The 16,577-nt window shown below is 53.4% G+C and carries 8 protein-coding genes; 5 read left to right on the forward strand and 3 right to left on the reverse strand.

All coding sequences use genetic code 11. The annotated features are described in order from the left end of the window. Positions 1–31: 31 nt before the first annotated feature. The 5 genes from ACYVC2_RS26120 to ACYVC2_RS26140 all read left to right on the forward strand — a co-directional run bounded on the left by ACYVC2_RS26120 (position 32) and on the right by ACYVC2_RS26140 (position 9,893). Positions 32–3,247, forward strand: a complete 3,216-nt coding sequence (locus ACYVC2_RS26120; RefSeq protein ID WP_461107482.1) for a SusC/RagA family TonB-linked outer membrane protein — start codon at positions 32–34, stop codon at positions 3,245–3,247. Positions 3,248–3,405: 158 nt separating this feature from the next. Further along, a complete protein-coding gene (locus tag ACYVC2_RS26125) occupies positions 3,406–4,842 on the forward strand; it encodes a RagB/SusD family nutrient uptake outer membrane protein (protein ID WP_461107484.1) in 1,437 nt (478 codons plus the stop codon). 73 nt (positions 4,843–4,915) lie between these two features. Next, a complete protein-coding gene (locus ACYVC2_RS26130) occupies positions 4,916–7,453 on the forward strand; it encodes a hypothetical protein (protein ID WP_461107486.1) in 2,538 nt (845 codons plus the stop codon). A 46-nt stretch (positions 7,454–7,499) separates the two neighbouring features. Continuing rightward, positions 7,500–8,207: an SGNH/GDSL hydrolase family protein gene (locus ACYVC2_RS26135; RefSeq protein ID WP_461107488.1), complete on the forward strand. Its 708-nt coding sequence runs from the start codon at positions 7,500–7,502 to the stop codon at positions 8,205–8,207. A 39-nt stretch (positions 8,208–8,246) separates the two neighbouring features. Next, on the forward strand, positions 8,247–9,893 hold the full coding sequence (locus ACYVC2_RS26140) for an apiosidase-like domain-containing protein (protein WP_461107490.1): 1,647 nt from the start codon (positions 8,247–8,249) through the stop codon (positions 9,891–9,893). A gap of 23 nt (positions 9,894–9,916) precedes the next feature. Here ACYVC2_RS26140 and ACYVC2_RS26145 read toward each other — a convergent pair whose 3' ends face one another. From ACYVC2_RS26145 to ACYVC2_RS26155, 3 genes are all read right to left on the reverse strand, one after another. Further along, entirely contained in the window at positions 9,917–10,690 is a 774-nt protein-coding gene (locus ACYVC2_RS26145) for a GntR family transcriptional regulator (protein ID WP_461107492.1), read from the reverse strand. 1,076 nt (positions 10,691–11,766) lie between these two features. Then, entirely contained in the window at positions 11,767–14,733 is a 2,967-nt protein-coding gene (locus ACYVC2_RS26150) for a CHAT domain-containing tetratricopeptide repeat protein (RefSeq protein WP_461107494.1), read from the reverse strand. Positions 14,734–14,745: 12 nt separating this feature from the next. Further along, positions 14,746–16,533 (reverse strand): caspase family protein, encoded by a 1,788-nt coding sequence (locus ACYVC2_RS26155; protein WP_461107496.1) that lies wholly within the window; start codon positions 16,531–16,533, stop codon positions 14,746–14,748. Positions 16,534–16,577: the final 44 nt, after the last annotated feature.

Here is a 16,577-nt window from a genome sequence, read left to right on the forward strand (position 1 = left end):
CCAAACTCCTAAACCATCCATTTTTTTACCCATGAAGCCTATTTTATTCCATCGCCTGCGGCTGTTGGTGATGGGTAGCCTGTTGAGTCTGCTGACCGGCCTCAATGTATCGGTTGCCCAGTCGGCCAAAGGGCCTGTGAGTGGCAGAATCACCGCCGATGAAGACGGCGAGGCACTGGTTGGTGCTACCGTTACGGAAAAAGGAACCACCAACGGCACAACCACCGACACCGAAGGGCGCTTTCGGCTGAACGTATCGCCCCAGGCCACCCTGGTCGTCAGTTTTATTGGGTACGCTACTCAGGAAACTACCGTCAGCGGCAGCAGCGGCCAACCGCGCACAACGATCAACGTTGCCCTGAAAACAGACCAGCAGCAACTACAGGACGTAGTAGTGGTAGGGTACGGCACCCAGCGCAAAAAAGACCTGACCGGTTCCATCGTCAATCTGACCACGAAAGACCTGGTGCCGGTACCCTCCGCAACTAGCGTCGATCAGATGATGCAGGGCAAAGTGGCGGGTGTGCAGATTACCCAGACATCGGGCGCACCGGGCGGGAACGTCAATGTGATCGTTCGGGGTATCAGTTCCATCACCGGCGGGAACTCACCCCTGTACGTTGTCGACGGGTACGCTATTGGAACGGGCGGGGGCGGCTCCGACCTGACGAACTTCGGCTCGAATGCTTACTCAGCCAGTGGCATCGTCAGCAGTAGCTCGACTAACCGGATCAACCCACTCAGTATCATCAACCCCGCAGATATCGAGTCGATTCAGGTGTTGAAAGATGCATCGGCCACGGCCATTTACGGTTCGCGGGGTTCCAACGGGGTCATTATCATAACGACCAAGCGCGGTAAGCTAGGCAAGCCGACGATCAGCTTCGAACAGTCGACCGGCATGCAGGAGCTGGCCCGAAAAATGAAACTGCTGACACCGCGGCAATACGCTGAATTCGTCGCGGAAGGCCGCGACAATGCCTGGGTATTCGCCGGAGGCAAAGCCACCGATCCGAATAGCGTACGCAGCACCGCCACGCAGATAAAACCCGAATTCCGGAATCCCAGCCAGTTTGCCGATCAGGGGTATGGAACCGACTGGCAGGATGTCATTTTCCGGAAAGGCATGGTGCAGAATTACCAGCTGTCGGCCAGCGGCACCAGCAAAGATGTGAGTTACTACGTGTCCGGTGGTTTTTTCACCCAGAAGGGCATCATCATCGGCTCCGATTTTAACAAGTTTACCCTGCGTACCAACATCGACGCGCACCTGACTCCACGGCTGAAGATCGGGGCTTCCTTTTCCGGTGCGCATTCGTACGGCAACTTCGCGCGGGCCGAAGGGCACCTGCAATACCGGGGCCTGATTTCAGCCGCTTTAGCCAGCGACCCAACTATTCCGGTCTATAACCCCGACGGCACACCGTATTCGGAATTTTCCAGCCCAACGGGCATTCCCGTCGAAAATCCGCTGGTAATAGCCGCTGAATTTTCGGACAAACGCAACAATACCAACGTATTCACGAACAACTACCTACAATACGAACTGGCGCCGGGACTGGTGCTGAAAACCTCCGTCGGGGTCAATTATTCGAACAACGTTACGCGGTTGTGGAAATCCTCGAAAGTCGGTCTGGCGACCAGCCGGACGGGAGCAGCTACGGCGGGGGCCACCGAGGTTAAAAGCCTGAACTGGCTGAACGAGAATACCATCAACTACCGACATAAGTTCGGCGGCAAACACGATCTCGATGCGCTGGTTGGCTACACGATTCAGAAAAATTCGGACGAAGTGCTGCAAGCGGGCGCAACGGGCTTTTCGACCGACTATGTCCCCTATCTGTCTGCCGGAACCGTTTCGACCGGTACCAACTACATCAGCGAATGGGCGATTATGTCGTGGCTGGCCCGCGTGAACTACACCTTTGCGGGCAAATACCTACTGACGGCGACCATTCGGCAGGACGGCAGTTCGCGCTTCGGGACCAAAAACCGGTGGGGAACGTTCCCCTCGCTATCGGCTGCGTATCGGTTGTCGGATGAGCCGTTCATGAAATCCGTCAGCCTGATCAGTGACCTGAAAATCCGGGCGAGTTATGGCGTGGCGGGCAATAATCTGATTCCCAATTATGCCACCCAGGGCTTGCTGGGTGTTGCCCGAACTGTCTCGAACGGGCAGATCGTATCGGGTATCGTGCCGACCAGTCTGGCCAACGACCAGCTGACCTGGGAACAGTCCGTACAAACGAATGTGGGAGTAGACATTTCGCTGTTTCGGAACCGGCTGTCGTTTACGGTCGATGCTTACCAGGCCTACAAGAAAAATCTGTTGCTGAACGTAACCCTACCCTCTGCTTCGGGCTTTGGGAGCTCGGTGCAGAACATTGGAGAAGTCGAAAACAAGGGGCTTGAGCTGACGATCAATTCGCAGAATATCGGCAAAGGACCGTTCCAGTGGAATACCGATTTCAACATCAGCTGGAACCGCAACAAAGTGCTGGCGCTCAACTCCGACGCGGCTCGCATTGTTACCTCCGACTATCAGGTGGCACAGGTCGGCTATCCGATTTCCAGCTTCCGGCTATTGAACATTCTGGGGGTTTTTCAAACCCAGGAAGAAGTCAGCAAGAGTCCGTTGCAAAATCCGCGCGTTCAGCCAGGCGACTATAAATACCAGGATGTGGATGGCAACGGCACAATCAACACTTCGGATAAGACCATTGTCGGCAGTCCCTGGCCGACATTCACCTGGGGTCTGGGAAACCGCTTCAGCTACAAAGGTTTTGCGCTGAATATTAGTCTGAACGGCACGTACGGCAACCAGGTCTACTTCCAGGGGGGCGAAGTCAATCTCAACGACGCAGGCGTTCAGAATCAACAGGCGTCCATAGCAGATCGGTGGCGGTCGCCGGAGAGTCCAGGCGCCGGACGGTACGGGCGGGCCATCCGCAACGACTACGCGTTCGGCTTCAGTGCGGGCACGACCAAATACCTGTTCGATGGATCGTTTACCCGCATCCGAGATGTCAATTTCTCGTATACGTTCCCTGCGCCGGTGGTCACGAAGCTGAAGATACAGGCGCTTTCGGTCTACGCCGATGTGACGAACCTGTATACGTTCACGAAATACCCGGGCTACGACCCGGAAGGCAGTACTGGTGGTGACAATCTGGCTAGAAGTGGAGTCGATTTTTTCTCGTATCCCAACCCGCGGACCTATACCCTGGGCTTGCGTGTAACATTTTGATAGTGGTTAGTCGGTAGTAAACAGTCATGAGCGGTCAGTAATTGTCATTTAGAAAATGACCGGATTGAGCCTAACAAGTACTGACTACTTACTGACAAGCAATGACTATCCACTACGGACTAACCACTGACAACTAACCACTAACGACTATTACCGCTATGAAAAAGCGACTATTGGTTATATTATTTCTGACGGTCATCGCATCTGCCTGTCGTGATTTTTTAAATCTGAAACCGGAATACCAGATCAGCGATCAGAGCTTCTACCAGAATCAGAACGACTTCGAAACGGCGCTGGTTGGCACATACAGCACTTTTCGGGGGCTCTACAACAGTAGCAATCTTCTTTATCTGACCGAATTGACGACCGACAATACGGAGATTCAGTGGTCGTCGCCCTCGGCCGACGAAATGCAGCTGGATCAGAATGCGGTAACGGCAACGAATAGCTTCGTGCGGGCCGTCTGGAGCTCATGCCTGTATACCATCTCCCAGACATCCAACATCCTGAACCGGATCGACGCTGTCAACTTCGACCAAACGGCCAAAAACCGGATCAAAGGCGAGGCCCAGTTTCTGCGGGCGTTCAGCTACTTCTACCTGGTTCGGCTGTTCGGCAACGTTCCCATCACGAATCAGACGTTTACCAGTCCGGCGCAGGTGGCAACCGCCGATTTGAGCCTGAAACCCAAGGAAGAAGTTTATAAACAGATCCTGAGCGACCTAACCAGTGCCGAAACGCTACTACCGACTGCGCTGAACGCCGACAAAACCCGAGCATCGCAAATGACGGCCAAAGCCCTGCTGGGGAAAGTCTATCTGACTCAGCTGAACTACGAACTGGCGGCTGCGAAACTAAACGAAGTGATCGATTCGAAACAATATTCGCTGGTGGCCGACTACAAGACCCTGTCGACGAACGGTAATACCAACCTGGCGGAAACGATGCTGGAAATCGACTACCTGTCGGGGCAAACCCTGGGCAATAACTATTCGGCTTTATTTACCCCTGCCATCACCAGCATGGCTATTTTCCCCGGTAATGCACAGGGCGCGGGTCGTATCGTTCCTACGCTCGACCTGACCAAAGCCTACGAAACAGGCGACGGGCGACGGGCAGCCTCCGTCAGCGATTCGGTCCTGCTGATCGGCGGAAAGAAATCGTACAGCCGCTACGGGTTGAAGTTTGTAGACTTCAAAGCCGTCGATCCGGGTGATGGCAGCATCTCGTTCACCATTCTCCGGTATGCCGATGTGCTGCTGATGTACGCCGAAGCGCTGAACGAACAGGGGAAGCCAGCGGACGCCTTACCGTATATCAACCAGGTGCGGCAGCGCGCCAAACTACCGGCATTAGCGGGGCTTTCGCAGGCCGCGCTACGGCTGGCGCTCGAACGCGAACGCCGGGTTGAGTTTCTGTACGAAGGCCATCGCTGGTTCGATCTGGTCCGAACCGGACGAGCACAAACGGTGCTGAATGCTTATTATGCGGCCCAGAAACTGAACTTCTCGGTTCAGGATTTCGAGCTGCTGTTCCCGATTCCGCAGGCCGAGATCGATCTCAATCCGAAACTGACACAAAATACCGGCTACTAAAGCAGCACGGGCCGACGTTCGTAAACAGCTACATTACGGGTCGATGCCTGTGCTACTGACTCCCCCAAACCCTATGCGCTTCCAAGTCTTAACCTCACTCTGTCTGATCAGCGGACTTTTACTGGGCTTTACACACAACGCCGATACGCCGAATCTGGACCATTCGACCCTGAAGGGAAAGCCGTTCAACAACATTACTCTGGAAGCGTCGCTGAAGCCGTTCAAGAAAAAGGATAAGGCGTATATCCAGGAAGTGGCTACGGAACTATTCACCCAATGGTCGGCGCTGCTGCGGCATACCGATACGGTGTCGGTCATGCTCTGGACGTCGGACGGGTCTGAAATCCTGGACTACAAAGGCCGGATGGACCAGCCTCTCGAATGGGCACGCTACATCGGCAACCCCAACACCGAACACGAAGTAGGCTCGGGGCCTAAAGAACTGTCGCTTCACGAACGGGCGTATCTGTACATCGACAACCCACCCGCTTTTACGTACGGCGATCTGAAATTTATCATTCAGACGCTGAAAGAAACCGGCAGACGGATTACGAACAAACCCATCCGGATTGGCGCAACTTTCGATCCTGGGCCGGAGTTCGCCAAATCAGCGTTTAAATACAAAAAACATCCTGAAATTCTGGGTGGGAATGCCATGGGCCATCGAACCATGGTCAGCTGCTATTCTACACTGAATGCCGATACCGAAGCCTACGCCGGTTTTCCGAAGGGCATTCCGGCCAATACGCCCTTCGGCACGTTTCTGGGTCGGCAGAGCCAGCATTTTCTCACAGACTTGGGGTATGATTTCATCTGGCTGAGCAATGGGTTTGGCTTCGGAGTTGAAGGGTGGTCGTCGACGGGTGCTACCTTTACCGGCAAGGCGTTCCTGCCCGAAAAACTGGCGACGACCAAAGCGCTGATTGCCGACTTCTGGAAGTTATTTCGCCGGGAATGCCCTACGTTCCAGATCCAGACGCGCGGCACCAACTTATCGACGGGTGCCGATCTGGCCCGCGATGGGGTCGATCTAAAGCAGATTTATAGCGGCCACTACAACATGCTTCCCCCACCCAATTCGCCCTGGGCCGCCCTCGATGGCGACTTTGGGCTGGAACTGGCTGGCTACATGTCGCGCATGGCGGAGTTGCCGGATGAGCGCTATCTGTTTCGGTATTATACCCACGATCCGTGGTGGGTGAACAGCCCGTGGCTGGATCGGTATGGCCAGGAACCGCACGACATTTACCTGCCTATGGCGGTGGCGCGCATCAACGCGAAAGGCGAAATCCGTTTACCGACGCACCTGAATTTCCTGACCGCAGATAATTCATACGGGGAGATGCCGACCCAGGTGCCCGACGAAGTGACGCCCCATATTCTAAAAGCCCGTTACGACTCGCCTACCGCACCGGGGCCACTGGTGTGGGTGTATCCGTTCGACGAGTACCATAACTGGGCGTATAAACAGCCCGAACGGCTCCCCGAAATTTACTACGGCGACTGGTTTATTCGACAAGCCATCAACAACGGGTTTCCTCTGAATACGGTGCTGTCGACGGGTTCGCTACAGAAAGTGATCGCTGCCAAACCCGCCTTTTTTACAGAATCGATTCTCGTTTCGATCGTGCCCGAAGCCAATTCTCCGCTGGAGAAAGCCCTGATCGGTTTTGTACAGAACGGCGGAAAACTACTGGTCTATGGTCCTGCCGACCACGCTGGAGCGGCTTTCCTGGCTTTACTGAACTTACAGAATATAACCCCACTGGAAGGAGAATTCCAGCTTCAGTCGACCCTCGTTTGGGATGAGCTAACCCAAAAATACCCCGACAAAATCGTTCATAGCGCCCTGTTTTCGGGCGGTGGCGTAGCGACCCAGGTAAAAGACAAAGCCGATGCGGGCACGCAGATTCTGGCGAAAATGACTCAATCGGCCAACGAGCGGGATGTGGTATGGGTGCGCCAAAAGCCGGACTGGAAAGGAGGTAAAGTAGCTTATGTGCGGGGCACCAACTCCAGCAAATGGACCGGCGGTAAGTTGCTGACCCCCGACGATCCTGAGCAGTTGTTTACGGGACCACTGCTGGTGCGCTACGTACTGAAGCAATTCGGTCTGGACTACCAGCTTGTCAAACGCAACCCGTCGGTGAAAAATCCGGTACTGGCGATTTCAAGAAGTAGCAACGGCTTTTTCTTTTCCGGCTACTGCCCGAACACAACCGTCACGCATCGGTTCAGACTACCCCAGGGGGCTCCTATCCTGACCGGCTACGAAACGGAGCTGGCCAATGGCTACTCCGTATATACGCTACCCAAAGCCTGGCATCGGGAAAGCCGTATTTTCATCGATCAGACCGACGGCATCGTTTCCTGCCAGGAAATGACGTCGGGGGTTCAGCGGATGAAGCGGTGCCTCCGGCTGACCGGGCTGAAAGACGCGACCGTTCGTATCTATCCGGATGAGGGCGTTGCGGAGCCGGGATTGCACGTCTATTCCAACACCGGCTATCCGTGGAAAAAAAACCAGACGGTTTTCAAGTCCGGTGATCCGGCTTACGGCCGGCATTATGTAGTCGAGCACGCCACCGGCGATCTGGTTGCCTTCTGGTAAAAGTATGTAGTCTTATAGAACGAATTTACAAATGGCTTTTCGATTCATGAATCGGTTACTTTTTTTTATCCCTCTCCTAGTCAACGCAACGGTAAATCTGAAGGCGCAGCCAGCCGATTCGGTGACGTATTTAGCCGGCGTAAAAAAAGAATTGAATGCGGTCTGGCCAAAAAATCGTACAATCAATCTGGTGTTCCATGGGCACTCGGTTCCCGCAGGATATTGGCATGATCATGAGGTGCATACGCTCGAATCGTATCCGAACCTGCTGCTACAGGCCTTAAAAAAACAGTACCCATACGCCGTCGTCAATGTGATCGTGACGGCCATTGGCGGAGAAAATTCGATCAAAGGGCAAACTCGCTTTGACGCCGACGTGCTCAGTCATAAACCCGATGTACTGTTCATCGACTACGCGCTCAACGACCGATTTTCGGAGATCGAAAAAGTCAGAGCGGCCTGGACGAGTATGATCCGGGCGGCCCAGGCCCGAAACATTACCGTCATTCTCCTGACTCCTTCGCCCGATCAGCGCCTGAATATCCTGGATGATACCAATCCGCTGGAACCGTACGGGCAGATGATTCGGCAGCTGGCCGCTGAGTACCACGTCGGTCTGGCCGACCCATATACCCAGTTTAAGCGGATAGCCGCCCAGGGCACACTCACAAAATACATGTCTCACGTGAATCATCCCAACCATATGGGCCACACAGTTATTGCCAATGAGTTACTAAAATGGTTCGGCAAGTGAGTAGAAACGCCTGTTTTGTGAATTATTAGTAGAAAAACAATGCCCATTCCGCTGGTTCGCCTGTCTGTTTTTTCGAGTCTAAGCCTATACTTCCTGCTGCTCATCGGTACTCCCAGCCTTGCCCAAACCGGGGTGTGGATGAAGTACGAAAAAACCTTCGAGAGTTCGAAACGCTACACGAATCCTCTGTATGACCTTCAGGCATTTGAAGTGGAGTTCCTGGCCCCCTCGGGTCGTACGAAAACCATCAGTGGCTTCTGGGACGGGGGTTCCTCCTGGAAAGTCCGGTTTGCGCCCGACGAAGTCGGAACCTGGCTGTTCCGGTCCCGCTGCTCCGACACGCTGAATACCGGTCTGCACAACGTGGTGGGTCAGTTTGATTGCACCGACCGAAAATCACCACTGGCTATTTATTCGAAAGGCTCCATCATACACCCAAAAGGGGCTTACTACCTGACGCATGCCGATGGTTCACCTTTCTTCTTTGCTGCCTGCACGGCCTGGAACGGGGCTCTCAAATCGACCGAAGCCGAGTGGGACACCTACCTGCAGGATCGCGTAAAAAACCAGTACACCGTCATTCAGTTTGCGGCTACGCAGTGGCGTGGGTGCGCCACCAACAGCGAAGGCCAGGTTGCGTTCGAAGGCAGCGGCCGAATTCAGCTCAACCCGGCTTTTTTTCAGCATCTGGACAAAAAAATCGATGCTATCAACCAACGCGGCCTGGTAGCCGCACCGGTTTTGCTGTGGGCACTTCCAGTGGCGGAGGGCCGGGAATTAAGTCCAGGGTATTACCTCCCCGACAACGAAGCTATCTTGCTGGCTAACTATATGGTCGCCCGGTACGGTGGCAATCAGGTCATCTGGATTCTGGGGGGCGACGGAAAATACGTACAGGAATATGAGCAGCGCTGGAAAACGATCGGTCGGGCTGTTTTTGGGCGCGAACATCCAGGCACGGTGGCCCTGCATCCGCAGGGTCGTTCGTGGATTGGTAAAGAATACGCTCACGAAAACTGGCTCGATATCATCGGTTATCAGACTGGCCATAACAGTTCGCCATCTACTATTCGCTGGACGACAACCGGCCCCGTAACAACCGAATGGGGCAGCTTGCCACCCAAGGTAGTTATCAACATGGAGCCGGTCTATGAGCGGATCAGCCCGAATTTGATAGACAAAGACGTTCGAAACGCCAGCTATTGGAGTTTATTTTCGACCCCGGTTGCGGGCATTACCTACGGGGCGGGGGGTATCTGGCCCTGGCTCCGAACCGGCGAGAGCATACTGAATCACGGTAAGTCAGACGGCTTGCCTACCTGGGATGAATGCCTGAAACTACCGGGCAGCAGGCAGATCGGCCTGTTGAGCCATTTTATGAGACAACACAACTGGTGGCAACTGAAACCAGCGCCGGGGCTGCTGGCCGATCAACCCGGTCAGACCGCTCCCGATCAGTACATCTCAGTAGTGCAATCCGACGACCGCCAGACTATCATGGTCTACGTGCCCGTAGCGACCAGGGTGCTGCTTTACAACCCGCTTCGCCAGGAATATACGGGTCAGTGGTACGACCCCACAACCGATCGAACATCGGCGGCTGTGCTGGAAAACGAATCGGGTACACTTCGTATAAAGTCCGCAGCTTCGGGCGATAAGATTCTGATTTTAACCCTAAAACCGTAATTCTTTCTGGAGTTGGGCGAAAGTTACCTGTAGTTAGGGCTGGTGACTACGGCAAACTTGTATTTCTCGCCGTGGTAGTACGATTGTTCGATTTCAACCACGCTATCGCCAGTGCAGACCACTGCGCTGTCCAGCACAAACACCGGTGTGGGTCTGCTAAGCTCAAAATTTGTTGTATTAGGCTCCAGAATTTTTACGCTCAGCGTTTGCTGCACCTCGTTGATTTTCAAATGATACGTACTTTCGTAGACTTTGAAGTACGACACCTCCGTCGGTATTTTATTGATTTTGGGGCAAAGTGTAAGCGAGATATACTTCACTTCGTCTTTTATGAGCAGATCGTCTGCATAGCGAAGCTGGTGGAGTTTCAGCACCGGGCCGTCGATGATAAAATGTCGGCCATTGATTTCCGACGAGATGCCATCGGGCAATACGGTTTTTTCCAGAACGATATTTTTAGGGGTAAACCCTTCGGCAATCAGGCTATCGTGAAAACCACGCCGGGTTGCATAAATCGAGCCAAGCGTTCGCAGCAGATGATGGTCTTCCGTACGATTCAACACGTAGGTGCCTTTACCTTTTATGCGCCGGGCCCAGCCTTTCGACTCGATTTCGAGCAGGGTTTTGCGAGCCGTGGTATTGCTGATGCTAAACGTTTTGATGAGTTCATTTTCAGACGGAATCTGATCGCCCGGCTGTAACTCACCGGTTTTTATTTTTTCAATGATGCTTTCACTCAGCGCGATGAATTTCGGCTTACCCTTAGCGGATTGAGCAACTGCCTCTATCTTTTTCATCCAGTTCAATCGACACGTGAGCAGCCATTGCGCTCACTGATAGCCTGTTGTGTTTTTTAGTTAAGCAATCGCCAACCTGTACAGGCCTTGTAAATATACGCCTTCCTTTCAGGATAAAATGCCTTCGGGAGTCCATGATTTGGCGTATTAGACAACCCCCAACGACAATATCGTTATCGATCAGCACCCAATGTACCCGGCCGTGTCGGTTGCTTCAGCCTATTCAGGCCCTTGTTTTAAGCAGCGGCAAAATCCTGGCGGAACAGGCTTTACACGAGCAGATGAAGTTTACTATCCAGCCATTTTAGTTAAACAAATTTCTGTTCTCCGTTAATGCCCGATAAAGGCCCTGATGGCCTTTCACCGCCTATTGTTGTCGAAAAGGTTGACAACAATTCGACAGACTACTCAAGAAAAACAATTAACATATCTATTTTTTTGTTAACTTCACAGCAGTTTCAGGTTTCGCCCTACCTACCGAAAGCAACACCCAAAGCGCTTAACGGTAGGCAGGGTGTTTTTTTTATGGGTTGCCGTCCCTGGCTAAGGGCACACTCCTATCAGCAAGTGCCTCATTCTGTTGAACTTATATTAATTACCGAACAACTGCCTGAGAACAACAGGCAGTTTATCTTTTTATCTGAAAGGATAATGCAGGTTACCAGCACTGACGTACGTTTCAATCTTACCTGATAAAAATCAGGTATTGGTAAACCTGGCTGCTTTACTTTTCAGGCTTGCGGAGACGACCGAGTAGTAAATTTTTATTCGGCCCAAAGGCTGGTTTATGCGACTTCGTTATCTTGCCTCCCTACTCTGCAATCCCTGCTTTATGTACCCCTATTTACTTACGATTATCGCCGAGGGCCAGCTCTATTACACACGGCATAAAACCTACGGCGAAGCGTTAGTTTTTAAGCTTGAACTGGAGGCTAGATTTGGGCAGCGGGTTAGAATTATCCTGAATGTGCAGGAAGTTCTTCACGAGCTCGAGTGGTAGCCGGTTACTCAACCATAGCCGCCCTGCCGGCATGATCAGCTGACTCTAAAAATGGACGGGATTTCGGGCGGTACGCTCATTCGATGAGTACAAACGCAGCCCATACGGAAGGCGAATATTTTTTACGCATCAACGACTGCGTTTTCTGGAAAGCGATCCGACTCGTTTTGTGTTTTTTCCACTGCTGGTAAAACGTCCGCATCATCGTGCTGGTTGCCCGGTCGGAAACCGGCCATAAGCTTATAAGCAACTGCCCGGCCCCGGCCATTTTAAAGGCTCGTTGCAAGCCAAATACGCCTTCGCTTCCCCGTATATCGCCCAGGGCGGTTTCACAGGCCGACAGTATGACCAATCGCGTACCGGACAGATTCAGGCTGGCTACTTCGTAGGCCGTCAGAATGCCATCATCCTCCCCCAGGGCTGGGCGACCACCCAGCCAGGCCCGATTGGCGCCGGCCATCAGCAGGCCCGTCCGCAACAGCGGATTCGCTATTCGCCGAAACATGGCTTCGCCCCTATTTGCGCCAGAATCGTTAGGAGTAACCGCGGGGTCAGGGAAAGCAAATCCGTGGGTGGCAATATGGAGCACGGTCGGCGATCGACCCGATACGTTTTTCAGCGCGGTTTCGGTGGCTGCGGATCCGGTTATTACTGTCGCTTTTGACCCGATAAGCTGACCGATTTGCGTGACTTCCTGCTGCGAACCCGGCAGATAAGCCCAGGCTAATTCGTTGGGTTCACGAGCGACGTAGGTTGTGGTCCTAACGCTCAACGAAGCCGCTGCGGTATCGTATTGAATTCCCCCGTATAATTGGACGCTTACCAGATCGTTGTACCTGTTGTCATTGCCTGCCTGTGCGACAACCTGCCGCGTATTACCGATTTGCCGCAGCTCGTAGCGATCAGCCAGGTAGCGTATGCCTTTTTTAGTAGAGCCCGGATACGGAAGCGCGCCAAACGATACCTGATGCAGCAACCCCGAAGGCGACAAATAAACTGTTTTTATGCCGGTCAGCAGCCGGTCGATGGGCTCCCAGATCAGCCTGTAGAGCGAATCGCCCCGCGTAAGCTGATCCGTATCGATTTCGGAACCGCGGGCAGCATACAAGGCGGCCGGATCTGCCGTACCCGCTTTTCGCGCCAGCAGCTGGCGCAGCGGCCGCTCATCGGCCAGGAGCGGCACGATCTGTGGTACTTTGTCGGTCGATCGTACGATGAGGGCCATATACCGAATCGAATCGGTTGGAAATATTCCGTTATAGTATGGAAAGCTAATGCATTCAACAGCGGCCTCATCTGATTTCAACGTATTGCGAATATCTTCCCACCGGATCTGTAATGACTGCTGAGCCTGCCGAAACGCCGTCGACTGATGCGCCAGCGCTTTTTCCAGCACTTCGGCCTGCGCTTCGAGCGAGTCAATATTTTGGCGATCCTTGGCTGGCTTTATATATAGATCTGCCAATAGATTTTTTGCTTTATACAACGAGTCCAGGCGGTTTTTCAGCAATATATCGTCCGACTGATTTAGCGTGGTGATCACCTGAGAATGCTCATTGAGGAGCATATTCTTGAGCGAAATCGTAACGTCGTAAGCCTGCGGAGCGGAGGATGTCAATACGCTGCCACGGGCTGTTATGATAGAGAAGTACTGCCGATAGAGCCCTTGCCATTGGCTAAGGAAGGCATCTTTCTGGCTGGCAGTCATTGTTAAAAAATTCCGGTTAAAATTGCCGGTCATTCTGGACAGGGCTTCGTTCATTACTACGATTCCTTCCTGACGCCTACCGCTTTGCCAGCTTAGCTGCCCCTGGGTAAATAAATAAACAGCATAAGCCACGGTGTTCTTTCCTAGCACTCGCTCACAAATTGCCAAAGCCGCTGTGTTGAGCGAATCGGCTTTTACGTAATTTCCCACATACTGATAGCTAACAGCCGTCGAGTTAAGCATCCGGGCGTACAAGTCGTTTTCCGTGCCAATAGCCGATTTAGCCAGACTAAGAGCCTCTTCACTTACCTTACAGACGTCAGCATAACGCCCTGATTCACGAAATAGCGAAGCGCGGTTCATGAGCGTATTGGCATAGGTTATATTTGATTTCCCCAACTGTTGCTCAATCATCGTTAAGACGCGGTTATACAGCGAGTCGGCCAGCCTAAATTGTTTCGTCTTATCATAGAAGACGGCTAAATTCTGTAGATTGAGTAAGTAATCGCGCCCTCTGGACCCCGTCTTTTCGCGAATGTTCAGGGCTTTTAAAGAATAAGACAAGGCTTTGGTATAATTGCCTAAGTCGAAATAGAGCGTTGCCAGGTTGTTTAAAACCAGAGCCACCCGTGGATGTTCATCACTGAATAACTGGCTGGTGATAGCCAGCGCTTCCAGGTATAACGGCTCAGCACGAACGTATTGCTGAAGGCTATTGTAAACACTGGCCAAACTGCTCAGGTAGGATGCATACTCCGGATTCAATTTGCCCGTGAGGGAATCCTGAATGGCCAGCGCTTCGATGAGCAGTGGCTCGGCGCGTCGTGCATTATGCATTACCCGGTATAAACTGGCTAAATTCCCTAGTGCATAAGCTCTATACTTCCGACGCGCTGCAGCAGGTAACACCGATGTGGCTGCCAGTGCTTTCTGCATGACCGAGTCGGCTTTGCCATAGTTAGCCTGGTTGCGATAGATGATTCCTAAGTAATTGATGGCTTCTACGCGTTCGGTAGAATCCGGCGCAATACGACTCAGTAAATGGTAAGCGGCTATCAACTTCTTCTCGGCAGGCTTGTATTCTCCCTTCTGAATCAGAACGGCACCCAGCATCAACTGGGTTTGCACCGTGTTAAAATGATCCCGGCCAAATTCTATCTCAGCCCGTCTTTCGGCCTGCTCATAAGCAGCATAAGCTCCATTGACCTGTCCAGCACGGTTTAAAGAATCGGCTCGATCGGCCAGTATTTTCCAGGACTGAGCCAGAACGGGTTCGCTCACCAATAAAATACCAATGACTATATATAAGGTAGCTTTCAGACGATGCATATTCATGACAATAATTACTCAGGGTCGTTCGGTCCAGAACAGCACGTCTGCCGTAGCACCGGCGTTATCGGACAGTTTTATCGATGCCGTTTCCGGCTGGCCACGGGTAGCGTACATGCGCTGAAAAAGAGCTTCGTAGGGGTGTCGAACCGGATAATTGCCCCGCGTCTGTACGATACTCTCCAGCCCGATCGGTTCGGGCGTCAGTAACAGTTTATACAGTTCGGCCCCAAGCGGCTCGGTAATACGAATCCGGCGGCTGAGCGACTGACCCGGTGTTAACCGATACTCCGTGGCGGCATGACCCGTTTCGGGAATCAATACCTGCAAACGTCCATCGGGTGGGAGATCGACCAGGGTTATATACACGGGGTGCGGGCCGGTATTCGTCAGAGTCAGCACCACGCGCTCGGTGGCCGAGGCCCGGAACGTAGCCAGCCCCGCTGTCATGAGCGCAGGTAAGGTATCTGTAACGACACTATGCCCATTCCGGAGTTCGATCTGTACCCGTTGCATTTTGGTCTCAATGGCAAAGGCCGGGTTTTTCTGTTGCAGTTGCATCAGCACGTTCCGGGCAAAATACTGCCGGATTTTTTCGGCGCACTCGTCTACCGATCCAATCCGCCCGGCCAGCAATTGATTATTGGCCGTTAGGCGCAGTTGATATCCCCGACCTTGGCGGTCGATGCGCAACTGGGGCTGACTGGTCGTCATGCGCACAAACGAAAGGCTGGTCAGGGTCTTGATCAAAGCGGCATCCTGAGGAGGTCCGGTTACCCGCAACGGCTCGCCTACCGTACGATAGCCAACGGGGCGACTAGTAGCAGCGGCTCCGCACCCGAGCGCCAACACTTCGCTATCGCCTTCCAGACTGGGGCGCTGATAGGGAGCATAACGCGCCATAACGACGGCCATCCGCTCGAAGAGTTGACGGTACGGTTCGGAAGTTGACGGAGTACTCCAGACTTCGCAGAGCGCCCGGGTCAGGGGCCCAAACGATCGGCCAGATGCGTCGATCGTTTCATAACTTTCTCCCCCATCGGTGGTAGCCGCAAAGAGAATGTAGGGGGCCATCGCTCCAGGCTTCGTTCCCATTTCATACCAGCCCGAGGTCGTTCTCCGCGATTCGTTAACCCAGCCTGATTGGCGAGTTGGCCTACCGAGCGGAGCCCCCCCCCCGCGCAGGCGCTGAGCGTTCTTCCCGCGGTTCAGGGTAGCCGAGTGGCAGGAGTCGAAGAGGAGCCATACCAAACCGGTTGGCCCCAATGCAGTTCGTATGCCGGTTAAATATCGATTCAGGTCGTCGTCGCGCAGGTAGCCATCGGGTTGCAGTCGATGGACGGGTGGAGCGTCGTAGGGCACGATGGCCTCATCGTATCCATCCGTTTCGTCGCCGTTATCATCCACCAGTTGCCGGGCGTGTCCGGCGTAGTGAATCAACAGTTGATCACCTTGCTGCAAGGTATCGGCCAGCATTTTCAACGCCTGTTCGATACCCGCTTTGGTCGCCTGTCGGTCCGTTAGCCGATGGATGTGCTGCGGTCTGACTCCGCGCTGCCGAAGGTTGGTTTCCATCAACAGAACGTCGTTTTCGGCATTCAGCGTCTCCCAACCGCTGGCCGGGTCGTACTGGCTGATGCCAATAAGCAGGACTACCACCTTCGCACAGTCAATCGTATCGACGGGCAGATTCGTTGTGCGCTGATCGAGCCAGAGAGGCTGTACGACATCGCCATCCGTTGTGGTGCTTCGTCCAGGCCTGAGTGAACAGGCGGTCAGTTGCCAGCCGACCAGAACGACCAGCAAGCATCGGATATTACGTTTTGTAAGGTACTGGCCGAATGGCTTTC

This window comes from Spirosoma koreense, from assembly GCF_054777875.1.